The sequence below is a fragment of the Sanguibacter sp. Z1732 genome (genome assembly GCF_051020515.1).
In the GTDB taxonomy this organism is placed as follows: domain Bacteria; phylum Actinomycetota; class Actinomycetes; order Actinomycetales; family Beutenbergiaceae; genus CALKWS01.
Genome location: NZ_CP194857.1, coordinates 729,080 through 746,443 on the forward strand (window position 1 = coordinate 729,080; position 17,364 = coordinate 746,443).

Below are 17,364 nucleotides of genomic sequence, written 5' to 3' on the forward strand. Positions count from 1 at the left end.
CCAGTGGGACTACTCGCCCCGGGTCTTTGCCACGATCTCCTCGGCAACACTCCGAGGAACTTCGGCGTAGTTGGAGAACTGCATCGCGTACACCGCGCGACCCTGGGTCTTCGACCTCAGGTCACCGATGTATCCGAACATCTCCGACAACGGCACCAAGGCTCGAACAACCTTGACGCCACTCGCGTCCTCCATTGACTGGATCTGGCCGCGACGGGAGTTCAGGTCGCCGATCACTTCACCCATGTACTCCTCGGGTGTGCGTACCTCGACATCCATCACTGGCTCCAACAGCACCGGGCTGGCCAGCCTGACGCCTTCCTTGAAGACCATGGAACCAGCGATCTTGAACGCCATCTCCGAAGAGTCGACGTCGTGGAACTGACCATCCAGGAGGGTCGCCTTCACGCCCACCATCGGGTAGCCGGCCACGACACCGACCTGCATGGCGTCCTGGATACCGGCGTCGACGCTGGGGATGTACTCCCGCGGGATGCGACCACCGGTGACCTTGTTCTCGAACTCGTAAATCTCACCGGACTCGGTGTCCAGCGGCGCGAAGGTGACCTGCACCTTCGCGAACTGGCCGGAGCCACCGGTCTGCTTCTTGTGGGTGTAGTCGACCTTCTCCACGGTCTTGCGGATGGTCTCGCGGTAGGCGACCTGGGGCTTACCCACGTTCGCCTCGACCTTGAACTCCCGCCGCATCCGGTCCACCAGGATGTCCAGGTGCAACTCGCCCATTCCGGCGATCACGGTCTGGCCGGTCTCCTCATCCAGGCGCACCTGGAAGGTGGGGTCTTCCTCGGCGAGCTTCTGGATCGCCTCGGAGAGTTTCTCCTGGTCGCTCTTGGTCTTGGGCTCGATGGCCACCGAGATCACCGGCTCGGGGAAGGTCATCGACTCCAGCACCACCTGGGAGTCCATCGCCGAGAGGGTGTCGCCGGTGGTGGTGTCCTTCAGGCCGATGACGGCGTAGATGTGTCCGGCAGAGACCGTGTCCACCGGGTTCTCCTTGTTGGAGTGCATCTGGAAGAGCTTGCCCAGCCGCTCCCGCCTGCCCTTGGTGGAGTTCATCACCGGCTGGCCCGAGGCGATCGTGCCCGAGTACACCCGGATGTAGGTCAGCTTGCCGAAGAAGGGGTGCGAGGCCACCTTGAACGCCAGCGCCGAGAACGGCTCGGTGGCGTCGGCGTGGCGCTCGATGACCTCGTCGGGGTCCCCGGCGGCGTGCCCCTCGATGGCGGGCACGTCCAGGGGCGAGGGCAGGTAGTCCACGACCGCGTCCAGCATCGGCTGCACGCCCTTGTTCTTGAACGCAGAGCCGCACAGCACCGGGTAGGCCTCGCCGCCCAGGGTGAGCCTGCGGATACCGGCCTTGATCTCGGCCACGGTGAGCTCTTCGCCGTTGAGGTACTTCTCGAGGAGTTCCTCATCGGACTCGGCCACCGCCTCGATCAGTTCACTGCGGTACTTCTCGACCTTGTCGGCCAGGTGCGCCGGGATATCCTCGACCTCGTAGGCCTCGCCCAGGGAGGTCTCGCCGCGCCAGGTCAGCGCGCGCTGCTCCACCAGGTCCACGACGCCCTCGAAGTCGCTCTCCGCACCGATCGGCAGTTGGATGACCAGCGGCTTGGCCTTGAGGCGGTCAACGATCGTCTGCACGGTGTAGTAGAAGTCCGCACCGAGCTTGTCCATCTTGTTGACGAAGCAGATGCGTGGCACGTCGTACTTGTCCGCCTGACGCCACACCGTCTCCGACTGGGGCTCCACGCCCTCCTTACCGTCGAAGACCGTCACCGCGCCGTCGAGCACCCGCAGGGAGCGCTCCACCTCAACGGTGAAGTCCACGTGCCCGGGGGTGTCGATGATGTTGATCTGGGTGCCGTCCCAGAAGCTGGTCACCGCGGCCGAGGTGATCGTGATGCCGCGTTCCTTCTCCTGGTCCATCCAGTCGGTGGTGGACGCACCATCGTGCGTCTCACCCATCTTGTAGTTCACCCCGGTGTAGAACAGGATGCGCTCGGTGGTGGTGGTCTTACCGGCATCGATGTGGGCCATGATGCCGATGTTGCGGACCTTCTTCAGGTCGGTCAGCACGTCGAGTGCCACGTTTGCTCTCTTCTTAGTCGTCTGAGCTCAGGTCAATCATCGGTGCCGGCGGACCGGCCCCGGAAGTGGCGTCTACCAGCGGTAGTGGGCGAACGCCTTGTTGGACTCGGCCATGCGGTGGGTGTCCTCACGGCGCTTCACCGCGGCACCCAGTCCGTTGGAGGCATCCAGGATCTCGTTCATCAGACGCTCGGTCATGGTCTTCTCCCGGCGCGCCCGGGCGTAGTCGACCAGCCAGCGCAGCGCCAGGTTGGTCTGGCGGCTCGCGCGGACCTCGACCGGCACCTGGTAGGTCGCACCACCCACGCGGCGCGAACGCACCTCCAGGGTGGGGCGCACGTTCTCCAGTGCCCGCTTGAGCACCACGGTCGGCTCGGTCTGGGTCTTGTCCCGGACGCCGTCGAGCGCCCCGTAGACGATCTGCTGGGCGGTGTACTTCTTACCGTCCACCAGGACCCGGTTGACCAACTGGGTCACGGTCGGGGAGTCATAGACCGGGTCGGCGACGACCGGCCGCTTCGGCGCTGGGCCCTTACGAGGCATTACTTCTTCTCCTTCTTGGCGCCGTACTGGCTACGAGCCTGCTGACGGCCGCGCACACCCTGGGTGTCCAGCGCACCGCGCACGATCTTGTAGCGCACACCCGGCAGGTCACGCACACGACCGCCACGGACCAGCACGATGGAGTGCTCCTGCAGGTTGTGACCCACGCCCGGGATGTAGGCGGTGACCTCGATACCGCTGGAGAGCTTCACACGCGCGACCTTACGCAGCGCGGAGTTCGGCTTCTTCGGGGTGGTGGTGTACACACGCGTGCACACGCCACGTCGCTGCGGGCTTCCCTTCAGGGCCGGCGTCTTGCCGTGACCGGTCCTGGTGCTGCGGCCCTTGCGGACCAACTGCTGGATGGTGGGCACTTAATCTCCGTCTCGAAAATTCGGTTGCTTCGTGGGGGGTGATCTGCCGATCGTTGCCGGCGGTTCCGGCATTCCACCCCGTTGGACCCCCGCGCTCGGGTGTGTCGAGCCCCGGCACCACAGCGCCACCGTGAGAACGATCCCGGTGGGTGTCGGCAGGTGCGACATACCTGGCGGCCGACTCGGTGGATGAATGGCTCATCCACACATGCCTGCGCACGCACGCAAAGGCCCGACGAAGCGGGCACTGGCGACAAGAGTACTCCCCGCGCCCGGCATGGTCAAAGGCGTCATCGTGCCTGCGGGCTGTGGTCTTGACCACTTCCCGCCCTGTGGCGCGTCGGTGAACGACCTCGACGCCCGGGCGACGGGAACCGTACCCGGCCGTTCGCCACGGTCGTTCGGCGGCGACAGACAGCACCTTAGTGGCTCCACCGCTGCGGTGCGGCGCAACGCGCCGCACCGCATGCCCCAACCCCTCCGCCGGCGACGACCCGCGGGCTATCGTGCTCTGGACGGGTTCGCAGCGGGCGCACCCACCGAGGTGAGGATCACCATGGCGCGACCGAGCGGGCCGGTTCCCGACGGCGCCGGCGCCCCTGGAACGGGCGTGCGTGCCACCTCCCCGGCCCGCTACGCCGTCGGGATGTTCGGCACCTCCATCCCGATCAACATGTTCAACACCCTGGGTACCTACTTCTACGTGGTGGCCCTGGGCATGGACGGCAGGGCCTTCGCTGCGGCCATGGGCATCTACGCCGCCATCGACGCCCTGGACAACCCGGTGTACGGCTTCCTGTCGGACCGGACCCGCACCCGCTTCGGACGGCGCAAGCCGTGGATGGTCCTGGCCACCCCGGCCCTGGCGATCGGATTGATCTGCTTCTTCTGGCCCCCCGATGCCCTCACCGGCACTGCACTGGTGGTCTGGTTCGCCGTCTTCACCATCATCACCGGCACCACCGACTCGATGATCAACGCCAACTACGGCGCGCTGCTGCCCGAACTGTTCCGGAACGAGAAGCGCCGTGCGCTGGCGAACGGGATGCGCCAGGGCTTCCAGTTGCTCGCGATGATCATCTCGGTGGCCGCCTCCCCGATGCTGGTCGACGCCTTCGGCTACGTGAGCGTGGCGGTGGTGTTCGGGGGCGTGGCCGCCGTGGTGATCACCTTCTCCGCACTCGGCGCCCGGGAGGACCCGGCCGCCCTGGGCACCGACCGCCCCAGGATCGTCGCCTCCATCAAGGCGATGGCGAGCAACGGCAAGTTCTGGCTGATCGCGCTCACCTCGGGGGCCTACTCCTCCGGGATGGCCCTGGTGCTGGCCGCGGTGTCCTTCTTCGTCACCTTCACCCTGGACCTGGATCTGGCCTACGCCACCTATCTGCTCGCTGCGGTGATCGGCTCCTCGGTGCTGTGCCTGGCGCTCTGGACGCTGCTGGTGCGGCGCTTCGGACCCGAACTCGTCTGGCGGATCGCACTGCTCACGCTGGCGCTGGCGCTGCTGACCTGTCCCGGGCCGAATCCCTGGCCACGGCGATCGCCTACGGGCTGGGCGTCGGGCTGGGCTACTCCGGGGTGATGGCCACGATGGACCTGATCGTGGCCCGACTGCTGGATGAGGACACCGCCCGCACCGGGCAGCGCCGCGAAGGGATGTTCCTGGCCGCGTTCGGGTTCTTCAACCGGCTCAATGCCGCCTTCATCGGCCTGGCGTTCCTGCTGGTGGAGGCTCGGTACGGGTTCATCAGCGGGGATGTCCCCGGCGAGCGGCCCGGCGACGCGGCCCGTTTCCTGATCTCCTACATGCCGGCCCTAGCGGTGTCGGCGGCCGTGGTGCTGTCGGTGTTCGTCCGGTTCCAGCGCCCCGCAATCTCCGAGGTAGCGCTGGTGCCCGGACCGGAGCAGGCCGGCGCGCGCCCGTCGGAGCAGGCCCTCGAGGAGCCGGCCACTCCCCGTACCGGAACGGACCCGAGCAGCCGATGACGGCCCGGTCCGTGACCATCACCGCCGACGACTTCGGCCTCAACCCCGCCGTCAACGCCGCGATCATCGAACTGAGCGTCTCCGGTCGGCTGCACGCCGCCTCGGTGCTGGTGGAGGCACCCCATGCCGCGGCGGCCCTCGAAGCCCAGGTGCCGATCGCCGTCGGTCTTCACGTGGCCCTGGCGCCGGCCATGCTTGCCGGGGCCACCGGCGAGCAGATCCACGCCGAGATCGAGCGCCAGTGGGACCGGATGGTCCGCCACGGCCGCACACCGGCGCACCTGGACCTGCACACGGCCGCGTTGTACGGGGTGGGCGCGGAGGCGTTGCGTCCGGGCGGGGTACTCGTCGAGGCGCTGGCGGTGGCGGCCGCGCACCGGGTGCCGCTGCGGCTGCCCCGCGTGCTGCCCCCGGGGTTCGCCGACGGCACCGAGGGACACGCGGCGCTCCTGGCAGCGGCGGACGAGGCCGGGGTCGCCCTGCCCGAGGCGATCTGCACCGACTTCCGGCCGGGGCAGGAGGTTTCCGGCTACGGCGACCTGCGCGCCCACTACCGGGCCCTGATCGCCCAGTTGCCGGCCGGCCGCAGCGAGGTCTTCCTGCACCCTGCTGTCCCTTCCGGGACCGAGTCCGACGACGACGGGACTCGCCCGGGCAGCCGAGCCGGCGACGACGGGGCCCGCCCCGGCAGCCGGGCCCCCGACCTCGGAACCCGCCCCGGCGGTCGGGCGCACCACAGCGGGTCCCACCCGGGCGGGCGCACGCCGGTCGGGACGTCTCGTTCGGGCGAGCATGGCCGCGACGGCGCGACTCACCTCGGTTCCGACGCTGCGGACTCACGCAAATGCGTCTGGGAGTATCAGTTGCTGGTCTCCGGCGATCTGCACCACGACCTGGCGGCGGCGAACATCCGGACCTGAGGAGCCGCTACCGGCGGCGAACAACGAACGGCCCGGCACCTGTGTCGGTGCCGGGCCGTTCAGTGTCGAGCAGGAGGTCAGCGGTACGGCGCCTCGTACCCCTGCCCGAGATCCAGTTCCTCCAGCGCGATGGACTCACCGCCGTCGCCGGCCGGACCGTAGTCGATCTCGTCGTAACCGAAGCTCGGGTACAACTCGGCCTTGGCCGCCTCGGTGGGCTCGACCCGCACGTTGTGGTAGCGGGGCAGTCCGGTGCCGGCGGGGATGAGCTTACCGAGGATGACGTTCTCCTTCAGGCCACGCAGGGAGTCCGAGCGTCCGCTCATCGCGGCTTCGGTGAGGACCTTGGTGGTCTCCTGGAAGGAGGCCGCGGACAACCAGGAATCGGTGGCCAGGGAGGCCTTGGTGATCCCCATCAACTCGGGCCGTCCGGAGGCGGGCTGGCCACCTTCGGAAACGGTCCGGCGATTCTCGTCCTCGAACACGGTGCGCTCGGAGAGCTCCCCGGGCAGGAGCCTGGAGTCCCCGGAGTCCAGCACGGTCACCCGGCGCAGCATCTGGCGCACGATGACCTCGATGTGCTTGTCGTGGATGTCCACGCCCTGGGAGCGGTAGACCTCCTGCACCTCGTCTACCAGGTGCTTCTGCACCGCACGGGGGCCGAGGATCCGCAGCACCTTCTTCGGGTCCACCGCACCGACCACGAGTTGCTGTCCGACGGCCACGTGATCGCCGTCGGCGACCAGCAGACGCGAACGCTTGGTGACCGGGTAGGACATCTCCTCGCTGCCGTCGTCGGGGGTGACGACGAGCTTGCGGGAGCGTTCGGTCTCCTCGATCGCCACTCGTCCGGCGACCTCGCTGATCGGTGCCTCACCCTTGGGGGTGCGGGCCTCGAACAACTCGGTCACACGGGGCAGACCCTGGGTGATGTCCTCGGTGCTGACCGCACCACCGGTGTGGAAGGTACGCATGGTCAACTGGGTACCGGGCTCACCGATGGACTGGGCGGCGATGATGCCGACGGCCTCACCGATGTCGACCAGCTTACCGGTGGCCAGCGAGCGTCCGTAGCAGGTAGCGCAGGTGCCCACGCGGGACTCACAGGTCAGCACGGAGCGGACCTTGAGGTCGGTGACCCCGACGGCGTGCAGCTTGCTGATCAGGACGTCACCGACGTCGTCACCGTTCTCACCCAGCACCTCACCGTCGGCGGAGGTGACCTGGCCGGCCAGGGAGCGCCCGTACACCGAGGTCTCCACGGTGTCGGCCAGCCAGGTGGCGCCGTCCGGTGCGGTCTCCAGAATCTTCAGCGTCAACCCACGCTCGGTGCCGCAGTCGTGCTCGCGGATGATGACGTCCTGGGAGACGTCCACCAGGCGCCGGGTCAGGTACCCCGAGTCGGCCGTCCGCAGCGCGGTGTCGGCCATGCCCTTCCGGGCACCGTGGGTGGCCACGAAGTACTCCAGCACCGACAGTCCGTCACGGTAGTTGGACTTGATCGGACGCGGGATGATCTCACCCTTGGGGTTGGCCACCAACCCACGCATACCGGCGACCTGACGCACCTGCATCCAGTTACCGGCGGCGCCGGAGTCGACCATCCGGTACACGGGGTTCAGTTGCGGGAAGTGCTCCCGCATCGCCTCGTCCACCTCGTTGGTCGCCTGGGTCCAGATCTCGATCAGTTCCTGACGACGCTCGTCGTCGGTGATCAGACCGCGGTTGTACTGGGCCTGGACCTTGGCGGCCTTCTCGTCGTAGGCCGCCAGGATCTCGTTCTTGGTCGGCGGGGCGACCACGTCGGAGATCGCGATGGTGATACCCGAACGGGTGGCCCAGTAGAACCCGGCGTCCATGAGCGCGTCCAGGCTGGCCCCGACGGCCACCTTCGGGTAGCGCTCGGCCAGGTCGTTCACGATCGAGGACAGCAACCGCTTGTTCACCAGGGAGTTCACGTACGGGAAGTCCACCGGTAGCGCCTCGTTGAACAGCGCCCGGCCCAGGGTGGTGGGGAAGGTGACCGAGTCGCCCTCGCTCCACCCCTCCGGTGCGTCCCAACCGCTGGTCGGGGGCACCAGGTCCGTCATCCGGATGCCGATGGGGGCACCCAGTGCCAGATCACCGGCGTCGAATGCCATGATCGCCTCGGCGATGGAGGAGAAGGTGCGGCCGGCACCCACACCCTCGGGCTGGGCGGTGGTCAGGTGGAACAGCCCGACGATCATCTCGTGCGAGGGCATGGTCACCGGACGCCCGTCGGAGGGCTTGAGGATGTTGTTGCTGGACAGCATCAGGATCCGGGCCTCGGCCTGAGCCTCGGCGGACAGCGGCAGGTGCACCGCCATCTGGTCACCGTCGAAGTCGGCGTTGAAGGCCGCGCACACGAGCGGGTGCAGGTGGATCGCCTTACCCTCGACCAGTTGCGGTTCGAACGCCTGGATGCCCAGGCGGTGCAGGGTGGGTGCACGGTTCAGCAGCACCGGATGCTCGGTGATGACCTCCTCCAGCACGTCCCACACGACCGAGCGGGCACGCTCGACCATCCGCTTGGCGGACTTGATGTTCTGGGCATGGTTGAGGTCTACCAGCCGCTTCATCACGAACGGCTTGAACAGTTCCAGGGCCATCTGCTTGGGCAGGCCGCACTGGTGCAACTTGAGCTGCGGACCCACCACGATGACGCTCCGGCCGGAGTAGTCCACGCGCTTGCCGAGCAGGTTCTGCCGGAACCGGCCCTGCTTGCCCTTGAGCATGTCCGAGATGGACTTCAGGGGGCGGTTCCCCGGTCCGGTGACCGGCCGGCCACGGCGACCGTTGTCGAACAGCGAGTCCACGGCTTCCTGCAGCATCCGCTTCTCGTTGTTGACGATGATCTCCGGGGCACCCAGGTCCAGCAGCCGCTTGAGCCGGTTGTTCCGGTTGATCACCCGGCGGTACAGGTCGTTCAGGTCCGAGGTGGCGAACCGGCCACCGTCGAGCTGGACCATCGGGCGCAGGTCCGGCGGGATCACCGGGATGCAGTCCAGCACCATGCCTTCGGGCGAGTTGGTGGTGGTCAGGAACGCGTTGACGACCTTCAGTCGCTTCAGGGCCCGGGTCTTGCGCTGGCCCTTCCCGGTGCGGATCACCTCACGCAGTGCCTCGGACTCGGCCTCCAGGTCGAAGGACTGCAGGCGCTTCTGGATAGCACCGGCGCCCATCGAGCCCTCGAAGTACGTGCCGTAGCGGCTCTGCAGCTCGCGGTAGAGCAGTTCGTCACCTTCGAGGTCGGCGACCTTGAGGTTCTTGAACCGGTCCCAGATCTGCTCCAGGCGCTCCAGCTCGGCGTCGGCGCGCTTGCGGATCTGGGCCATCTCCCGCTCGGCGGAGTCCTTGACCTTGCGGCGTGCGTCGGCCTTGGCGCCCTCGGCCTCGAGCTCGGCCAGGTCGGCCTCGAGCTTCTCACCGCGCTGGGCGATGTTCAGATCACGCTGCTTGGTGATCTGCTCGGCCTCCAGGTCGATCTCGTTCTGCAGGCTGGGCAGGTCCTCGTGCCGGCCCTCCTCGTCGACCCAGGTGATCATGTACGCCGCGAAGTAGATGACCTTCTCCAGGTCCTTCGGGGGCCAGGTCCAGCAGGTAGCCCAGGCGGGAGGGCACACCCTTGAAGTACCAGATGTGGGTCACCGGGGCGGCGAGCTCGACATGGCCCATCCGCTCGCGGCGCACCTTGGAGCGGGTGACCTCGACACCACACCGTTCGCAGATGATGCCCTTGAAACGAACCCGCTTGTACTTTCCGCAGTAGCACTCCCAGTCCCGGGTGGGACCGAAGATCTTCTCGCAGAACAGCCCGTCCTTCTCCGGCTTGAGGGTCCGGTAGTTGATGGTCTCGGGCTTCTTCACCTCGCCGTGGGACCAGGCGCGCACCTCGTCCGCTGTAGCCAGGCCGATACGGAGCTCGTCGAAGACGTTGACGTCGAGCACTTTTCCTACTTCCTTCGGTGGATCACCGTGTGGAACTTTGCGATGGGCCGCTTCGCCCTGCCCGGATCGCGCGTGCGCGGACCGGGCAGGGCGGCGCCTCAGATCTCTTCGACGCTGCTGGCGTCGGGACGACGACGGAGACAGGTCGATACCGAGTTCCTCTGCAGCCCGGTAGACCTCCTCATCGGTTTCACGCATCTCGATGGAGGTTCCGTCGGAGGAGAGCACCTCCACGTTCAGGCACAGGGACTGCATCTCCTTCAGCAGCACCTTGAACGACTCCGGGATGCCCGAGTCGGGGATGTTCTCACCCTTGACGATGGCCTCATACACCTTGACCCGGCCCGGCACGTCGTCGGACTTGATGGTCAGCAGCTCCTGCAGGGTGTAGGCGGCGCCGTAGGCCTCCAGGGCCCAGACCTCCATCTCCCCGAACCGCTGGCCACCGAACTGTGCCTTACCGCCCAGTGGCTGCTGGGTGATCATCGAGTACGGACCGGTGGAGCGGGCGTGGATCTTGTCGTCCACCAGGTGGTGGAGTTTCAAGATGTACATGTAGCCCACCGAGACCGGCTCGGGGTAGGGCTCTCCGGAACGGCCGTCGAACAGCACCGCCTTGCCGGAGGAGTCCACCAACTGCTCACCGTCGCGGGTGAGGTTGGTCGAGGCCAGCAGGCCGCGTACCTCCTCCTCGTGCAACCCGTCGAACACCGGCGATGCCACCGGGCTCTCCGGATCGCCCCTGAGGGCCTCAGGTGCGAAGTGCTCGGCCCATGCGGGCAGTTTGCCGCTCTTGGCCTGCTCCACGCCGACGTCCCAGCCGTGCTTGGCCACCCAGCCCAGGTGCGTCTCGAGCACCTGGCCCACGTTCATCCGCCGGGGCACGCCCAGGGGGTTCAGGATGATGTCGACGGGGGTGCCGTCGGGCAGGAACGGCATGTCCTCCACGGGCAGGATCTTGGCGATCACACCCTTGTTCCCGTGCCGCCCGGCGAGCTTGTCACCATCGGTGATCTTGCGTCGCTGGGCGATGTAGACCCGCACGAGCTGGTTCACGCCGGGGGGCAACTCGTCGCCGTCGTCCCGGTTGAACTCCCGCACCGCGATCACGGTTCCGGACTCGCCGTGCGGAACCTTCAGGGAGGTGTCGCGCACTTCGCGCGCCTTCTCACCGAAGATCGCGCGCAGCAGCCGCTCCTCGGGGGTCAGTTCGGTCTCACCCTTGGGTGTGACCTTGCCGACCAGCACATCGCCGGCTCCGACCTCGGCGCCGATCCGGATGATGCCGCGCTCGTCCAGGTCGGCCAGCACCTCGTCGGAGACGTTCGGGATGTCCCGGGTGATCTCCTCCGGGCCCAACTTGGTGTCGCGGGCGTCGACCTCGTGTTCCTCGATGTGGATGGAGGAGAGGATGTCGTCCTGCACCAGTCGCTGGGACAGGATGATGGCGTCCTCGAAGTTGTGCCCCTCCCAGGACATGAAGGCCGCCAGCAGGTTCTTGCCCAGTGCCAGTTCGCCCTCATCGGTGGCCGGGCCGTCGGCCAGCACCGAGCCGACCTCGATGCGCTGGCCCTCGTCCACCAGCACCCGCTGGTTGTAGGAGGTGCCCTGGTTGGAGCGGTTGAACTTGGCCACCCGGTAGGTCTGGGTGCCCCCGTCGTCCAGCGCCACCACGATGGCGTCGGCGGAGACCTCGGTCACCACACCGGGTTTGGAGGCCACGATCACGTCGCCGGCGTCCACCGCTGCGCGCCGCTCCATCCCGGTACCCACCAACGGGGCCTCCGAGCGCAACAACGGCACCGCCTGACGCTGCATGTTCGCACCCATCAGGGCGCGGTTGGCGTCGTCGTGCTCCAGGAACGGGATCATCGCGGTGGCAACCGAGACCATCTGGCGGGCCGAGACGTCCATGTAGTCCACCTGGTCGGCGGGCACGTCGATCGCCTCACCGCCACGCGTGCGGACCAGCACGGTCTCCTCGGTGAACCGGCCCTTCTCATCGACCGCGGCGTTGGCCTGGGCGATGACGAAGCGGTCCTCGTCGTCGGCCGTCAGGTACTCCACATCATCGGTGACGACACCCTTGACGACCTTGCGGTAGGGGGTCTCGACGAAGCCGAAGGGGTTGATCCGGGCGTAGGTCGCCAGCGAGCCGATCAGTCCGATGTTGGGACCCTCAGGGGTCTCGATCGGACACATCCGGCCGTAGTGCGAGGGGTGCACGTCGCGCACCTCCATGCCGGCCCTGTCACGGGACAGGCCACCCGGGCCCAGCGCGGACAGACGACGCTTGTGCGTCAACCCGGCCAGGGGGTTGTTCTGGTCCATGAACTGGGAGAGCTGGCTGGTGCCGAAGAACTCCTTGATCGAGGCCACCACCGGACGGATGTTGATCAGCGTCTGCGGTGTGATCGCCTCCACGTCCTGGGTGGTCATCCGCTCCCGGACCACACGCTCCATCCGGGACAGCCCGGTGCGCACCTGGTTCTGGATCAGCTCACCCACGGCGCGGATGCGCCGGTTACCGAAGTGGTCGATGTCGTCGGTCTCCACCGGCAACTCGATCGGCTCCCCGGCACGCACGCCCTCCATGGACCGATCGCCCTTGTGCAGGCCGGCCATGTACCGGATCGGCGACCACGTCTGCACGGGAGAGCACCGAGTCCGACAGCGGGGCGTCCAGACCGAGCTTCTTGTTCAGCTTGTAGCGGCCCACCTTGGCCAGGTCGTAGCGCTTGGCGTTGAAGTAGAAGTTGTCCAGGAGCGCCTGGCCCGCCTCGACCGTGGGCGGCTCGCCCGGCCGGATCTTGCGGTAGATGTCCAGCAGTGCCTCGTCCTGGGTGGAGACGGTGTCCTTCTCCAGGGTGTCCAGCACGGCCGGGTAGTCGGCGAACTCCTCGCGGATCTCGGACTCGGTCATCCCCAGAGCCTTGAGGAAGACGGTGACCGACTGCTTCCGCTTACGGTCCACCCGCACGCCCACGGCGTCGCGCTTGTCGATCTCGAACTCGAGCCAGGCGCCCCGGGAGGGGATCACCTTGGCAGTGAAGATGTCCTTGTCGCTGGTCTTGTCCGGGCTACGTTCGAAGTACACCCCCGGGGACCGCACCAACTGGGAGACGACGACGCGCTCGGTGCCGTTGATGATGAAGGTGCCGCGATCGGTCATCAACGGGAACTCGCCCATGAAGACCGTCTGGGACTTGATCTCACCGGTGGTGTAGTTGACGAACTCAGCGGTGACGAACAGTGGCGCCGAGTAGGTGAAGTCCTTCTCCTTGCACTCCTCCGCGCTGTACTTCGGGGGCTCGAAGCGGTGGTCGCGGAAGGACAGGGACATGGTGCCGCCGAAGTCCTCGATCGGGGAGATCTCCTCGAAGATCTCCTCCAGACCGGAGTTGGTGGCCGGGTCGCCATCCTTCTCCAGGCGGGCCAGCCATCGGTCGTTACCCAGCAGCCAGTCGAAACTGTTGGTCTGCAGACCGAGCAGGTCCGGGGCCTGGAGGGGTTCGTGGATCCTGGCGAAGGAAACGCGACGGGAAGCGGTTCGTTGTTCGATAGCTTCGGTGGTGGGAGCAGAAGGGGTGCGCGAGGCAGCCAAGAGGGGTCCTTCCCTGCAGATCGTGAGCACGCGCGCTGCTAGATCCCGGTGGCGACTTCCCGGGTTCCGGCCCGGGCACACGACGAATCGGTATGGATTCGTGACTTGCGCGGGTGTCCGGTTGGGGCCGCCAGGGGCATACGACAGCGCAAAGCGACAGCATAGCCGTTGACGCGAGTCTTGTCCAACAGCGTGACTGGTGCGGCGACGTGTCGGGGAGGTGATCCGAGGGGTTCACATCCCCGGTCCGGGCCGTGAGGAGAGCGGCGGCCGGTCGGGCGAGGCCCGCATCCGCTGATTCGCAGGGATGCGGGCCTCGCCTCGGCCTCGGCCGAGATCACACGGGCAGGCTGGTGGACAACCTGCCCGTGTGCAGGATCACTTGAGGTTGACGGTGGCTCCGGCGCCCTCGAGGGCCTCCTTGGCCTTGTCCGCGGCCTCCTTGTCGACCCCCTCCAGGACCGGCTTGGGTGCACCGTCGACCAGGTCCTTGGCCTCCTTCAGGCCCAGGCTGGTCAGCGCGCGCACCTCCTTGATGACCTGGATCTTCTTGTCCCCGACGGACTCGAGGACGACGTCGAACTCGGACTGCTCCTCGGCAGCCTCGGCCTCGCCGCCACCAGCGGCCGGACCGGCAGCAGCAGCGGCGACCGGGGCGGCAGCGGTGACCTCGAAGGTCTCCTCGAACTGCTTGACGAACTCGGAGAGCTCGAGCAGGGTCAGTTCCTTGAAAGCGTCAATGAGCTCTTCGGTGCTGAGCTTCGCCATGGTTGGCGTTCCTTCCTGGTTGGTACTGCTTGCGGGAGAAGCAGTGGGGATGGTGAGTCTCCGGGCGGTCAGGCCGCGGCAGAGTTCTCTGGGTTGTCCTGCTTCTCACGCAGGGCTTCGATGGTGCGCACTGCCTTCGCCGCCGGGGCGTTGAAGACATAGGCCGCCTGGTGCAGGGTCGCTTTGAGGGCCCCGGCCAACTTGGCCAGCAGCACCTCGCGCGACTCCAGGTCGGCGATCTTGTTGATCTCCTCGGCGCTGAGCGAGCGTCCGTCCAGGACACCGGCCTTGATCACCAGGCTCGGGTTGTCCTTGGCGAAGTCGCGCAGACCCTTGGTCGCCTCGACGGGGTCGCCGTCGATGAAGGCGATCGCAGTGGGACCGTTTAGCTGGTCGTCGAAGGCCGTGACACCGGCTTCCTTGGCCGCGATCGCGGTCAAGGTGTTCTTCGTCACCCGGTAGGTGGTGGTGGCACCGAGGGAGTTACGCAACTCGTTGAGCTGGGACACCGTCAGCCCGCGGTACTCGGTCAGCACAACGGCGTCGGACTGCCGGAAGCGCTCCGTCAGTTCGGCAACCGCGGCTGCCTTGTCAGGGCGTGCCATGGGCCCTCCTATTCGCGTTGCTTGCCGCGAGCCGGGCCTGACATGACAAAAGCCCCGCGCACGTGACGGGGCTCGTGGACCGGAGGCAAACTCCGGGCCGAACTCAATCACCTGCGCCGGCCCCGCGTCATGCGGGCTTAGCCCCGTCGGGTGACGGGCGACCTGCGGTCTTGGGCAACCTCCACTGTAGCGCGGTCGATCCGCGGCTCCAAGTCCGGGCACTGTGAACACCACCACAGGCCTGGCAGGCCGACGGCCCGGTACCCGCGTGGGTACCGGGCCGTCGCAGGCGGAGGTGAGTCAGTGACTCACTCATCCTCCTCGGTGAAGTTCCGGGTGCGGGTCGGGTCGACCGGAATGCCCGGACCCATCGTGGTGCTCAGCGTCGCCTTGCTGATGTAGCGGCCCTTGGCGGAGGCGGGCTTGAGCCGCTGGATCTCCTCCATGGCCGCACCGTAGTTCTCCGCGAGCTGGGTCTCGGAGAAGGAGGTCTTGCCGATGATCAGGTGCAGGTTGGCGTGCTTGTCCACGCGGAAGTCGATGCGTCCGCCCTTGATGTCGGTGACGGCCTTGGCCACGTCCATCGTCACGGTCCCGGTCTTGGGGTTGGGCATCAGGCCACGGGGGCCCAGCACCCGGCCCAGCCGACCGACCTTACCATCAGGTCCGGGGTGGCCACGGCGGCGTCGAAGTTGGTGTACCCGCCGGCGACCTTCTCGATCAGCTCGTCACCGCCGACCTCGTCGGCACCTGCGGCCAGGGCCTGCTCGGCGCGCTCGCCGACGGCGAATACCACCACGCGGGCGGTCTTACCGGTGCCGTGGGGCAGGTTCACGGTGCCACGCACCATCTGATCGGCCTTGCGAGGGTCCACGCCCAGGCGAAGGGCCAGGTCCACGGTGGCGTTGAACTTGGTGCCCGAGCCGTCCTTGGCCAGCCGGATCGCCTCGATCGGGCTATGCGTGCGGGAACGGTCGACCTTCTCGGCCGCCTTGCGGTAGGTCTTGCTGCGCTGTGTCATCTGCTTCTCCTTGTGCAGTCGTGGTGCGGGCCGCGCCGGCCCTCCCACTGGGGTGATCGGTTGATCAGTTCTGGACCGTGATGCCCATCGAGCGGGCGGTGCCTGCGATGATCTTCGCCGCCGCGTCCACGTCCCGGGCATTGAGGTCTTCCATCTTGGTCTGGGCGATCTCCTTGACCTGGTCCGCCGTCAGCGACCCGACCTTGGAGGTGTGCGGGGTGCCCGACCCCTTGGCCACACCGGCGGCCTTCTTGATCAGTTCGGAGGCCGGCGGGGTCTTGGTGATGAAGGTGAACGAGCGGTCCTCGTACACCGTGATCTCCACCGGGACCACGTTCCCGCGCTGAGATTCGGTGGCGGCGTTGTAGGCCTTGCAGAACTCCATGATGTTCACGCCGTGCTGACCCAGCGCGGGGCCGATCGGCGGCGCGGGGTTGGCGGCACCAGCCTGGATCTGGAGTTTGATCAGGCCTGCGACCTTCTTCTTGGGGGGCATGTTTCTCTCCTGTGTTGTGGGCCCACGCCATGGGCGATGACCCGGTTGCATCCGAGAGCGGCGCTCCCGGTTCGGGGGTGGATCCCCCACATCTGATTCGTTCCCCGACTAGATCTTGGCGACCTGGTTGAACGACAACTCCACCGGGGTCTCCCGGCCGAAGATCGACACCAGCACCTTGAGCTTCTGGCCCTCGGCGTTGATCTCCGAGATCGTAGCCGGGAGAGTGTCGAAGGGGCCGTCGGTGACGGTGACCGACTCCCCGACGGTGAAGTCCACCTGCACTGCGGGTGCGCCGGAGGCGGCGGCACCGGCGCGCTGCACCGGGGCCTTCTGCTCGATCATCGGCGAGAGCATGGAGACCACTTCGTTCTGGGTCAGCGGCACCGGGGCGTGGGCGTGCCCGACGAAGCCGGTCACCCCAGGGGTGTGGCGGACCGCTCCCCAGGACTCATCGGTCAGGTCCATACGCACCAACACGTAACTTGGCACCCGGACGCGCTTGACGACCTTGCGGACGGAGTTCTTGATCTCCACGACCTCCTCCATCGGCACCTCGACCTGGAAGATGTAGTCCTCCATGTTCAAGGACTGGATCCGCGACTCCAGGTTGACCTTCACCCGGTTCTCGTACCCCGCGTAGGAGTGGATCACGTACCACTCGCCGGGCAGGGTCCGCAGTTCCCTGCGGAATGCCTCCACCGGGTCCTCGTCCTCCACGGCGGCGGCCGCGCCGTCGCCGTTCGCGTCGCCTTCGCTCGGTCCGGCCGCAGCGCTCTCGTCCACCTCGGTGGACTCTGGCGCCTGGTCCTCGGTCGCGTCCTGCTCGGTGGACTCTGGCGTCGTCGTCACAGGCGCCTCGGTCGCCTCCTGCTCGGCGGTCTCGGCCGGGGCCGCGCCGTCGCCGACGGCGTCGTCGGTCCGCTCGTGCACGTCGGGGGTCTCCTCAGACACGTCCTGTCCTGC

10 protein-coding genes and 3 pseudogenes are annotated in these 17,364 nt (G+C 67.2%); 3 read left to right on the plus strand and 10 right to left on the minus strand.

The window, feature by feature from the left end; genetic code table 11:
- Positions 1 to 9: 9 nt before the first annotated feature.
- The 3 genes from fusA to rpsL all read right to left on the minus strand — a co-directional run bounded on the left by fusA (position 10) and on the right by rpsL (position 3,029).
- Positions 10 to 2,112 (minus strand): elongation factor G, encoded by a 2,103-nt coding sequence (gene fusA, locus ACRRRO_RS04050; protein ID WP_424796474.1) that lies wholly within the window; start codon positions 2,110 to 2,112, stop codon positions 10 to 12.
- Positions 2,113 to 2,184: 72 nt separating this feature from the next.
- A complete protein-coding gene (gene rpsG, locus ACRRRO_RS04055) occupies positions 2,185 to 2,655 on the minus strand; it encodes a 30S ribosomal protein S7 (RefSeq protein WP_424786310.1) in 471 nt (156 codons plus the stop codon).
- Entirely contained in the window at positions 2,655 to 3,029 is a 375-nt protein-coding gene (gene rpsL, locus ACRRRO_RS04060; protein ID WP_424786311.1) for a 30S ribosomal protein S12, read from the minus strand. Before rpsL ends, rpsG begins: the two co-directional genes overlap by 1 nt.
- A gap of 556 nt (positions 3,030 to 3,585) precedes the next feature.
- On the opposite strand from rpsL, the gene ACRRRO_RS04065 reads away from it, so the two are divergent.
- The 3 genes from ACRRRO_RS04065 to ACRRRO_RS04075 are packed head-to-tail and all read left to right on the plus strand — an operon-like array spanning position 3,586 to position 5,935.
- Positions 3,586 to 4,611, plus strand: a complete 1,026-nt coding sequence (locus tag ACRRRO_RS04065; protein ID WP_434081106.1) for an MFS transporter — start codon at positions 3,586 to 3,588, stop codon at positions 4,609 to 4,611.
- Positions 4,608 to 5,015, plus strand: coding sequence for an MFS transporter (locus tag ACRRRO_RS04070; protein ID WP_434081107.1), 408 nt, complete (start codon positions 4,608 to 4,610; stop codon positions 5,013 to 5,015). The genes ACRRRO_RS04065 and ACRRRO_RS04070 overlap by 4 nt, the downstream gene beginning before the upstream one ends.
- Positions 5,012 to 5,935, plus strand: coding sequence for a ChbG/HpnK family deacetylase (locus ACRRRO_RS04075; RefSeq protein ID WP_424796476.1), 924 nt, complete (start codon positions 5,012 to 5,014; stop codon positions 5,933 to 5,935). The genes ACRRRO_RS04070 and ACRRRO_RS04075 overlap by 4 nt, the downstream gene beginning before the upstream one ends.
- A 77-nt stretch (positions 5,936 to 6,012) precedes the next feature.
- Here ACRRRO_RS04075 and ACRRRO_RS04080 read toward each other — a convergent pair.
- The 7 genes and pseudogenes from ACRRRO_RS04080 to nusG form a co-directional block, all read right to left on the minus strand.
- A pseudogene (locus ACRRRO_RS04080) lies at positions 6,013 to 9,904 on the minus strand (DNA-directed RNA polymerase subunit beta').
- Between the two features lie 98 nt (positions 9,905 to 10,002).
- Positions 10,003 to 13,508 (minus strand): annotated as a pseudogene (gene rpoB / locus ACRRRO_RS04085) (DNA-directed RNA polymerase subunit beta).
- A gap of 378 nt (positions 13,509 to 13,886) precedes the next feature.
- Entirely contained in the window at positions 13,887 to 14,276 is a 390-nt protein-coding gene (rplL, locus tag ACRRRO_RS04090) for a 50S ribosomal protein L7/L12 (protein WP_424786316.1), read from the minus strand.
- A 68-nt stretch (positions 14,277 to 14,344) separates the two neighbouring features.
- Positions 14,345 to 14,881, minus strand: a complete 537-nt coding sequence (rplJ, locus tag ACRRRO_RS04095; protein ID WP_424786317.1) for a 50S ribosomal protein L10 — start codon at positions 14,879 to 14,881, stop codon at positions 14,345 to 14,347.
- A gap of 308 nt (positions 14,882 to 15,189) precedes the next feature.
- A pseudogene (rplA, locus tag ACRRRO_RS04100) lies at positions 15,190 to 15,902 on the minus strand (50S ribosomal protein L1).
- A gap of 64 nt (positions 15,903 to 15,966) precedes the next feature.
- The gene (gene rplK / locus ACRRRO_RS04105) at positions 15,967 to 16,398 is read right to left on the minus strand and encodes a 50S ribosomal protein L11 (RefSeq protein WP_424786319.1); all 432 of its coding nucleotides are present in this window, start codon (positions 16,396 to 16,398) and stop codon (positions 15,967 to 15,969) included.
- Positions 16,399 to 16,506: 108 nt separating this feature from the next.
- On the minus strand, positions 16,507 to 17,352 hold the full coding sequence (gene nusG, locus ACRRRO_RS04110; protein ID WP_424786320.1) for a transcription termination/antitermination protein NusG: 846 nt from the start codon (positions 17,350 to 17,352) through the stop codon (positions 16,507 to 16,509).
- Positions 17,353 to 17,364 lie beyond the last annotated feature (12 nt).

Excerpts from the sequence above, each read along its gene's own strand:
- rpsG (WP_424786310.1), bottom strand. The coding sequence starts at position 2,655 with ATGCCTCGTAAGGGCCCAGCGCCGAAGCGGCCGGTCGTCGCCGACCCG.
- ACRRRO_RS04065 (WP_434081106.1), top strand. The coding sequence starts at position 3,586 with ATGGCGCGACCGAGCGGGCCGGTTCCCGACGGCGCCGGCGCCCCTGGA.
- ACRRRO_RS04075 (WP_424796476.1), top strand. The coding sequence starts at position 5,012 with ATGACGGCCCGGTCCGTGACCATCACCGCCGACGACTTCGGCCTCAAC.
- rplL (WP_424786316.1), bottom strand. The coding sequence starts at position 14,276 with ATGGCGAAGCTCAGCACCGAAGAGCTCATTGACGCTTTCAAGGAACTG.
- rplJ (WP_424786317.1), bottom strand. The coding sequence starts at position 14,881 with ATGGCACGCCCTGACAAGGCAGCCGCGGTTGCCGAACTGACGGAGCGC.
- rplK (WP_424786319.1), bottom strand. The coding sequence starts at position 16,398 with ATGCCCCCCAAGAAGAAGGTCGCAGGCCTGATCAAACTCCAGATCCAG.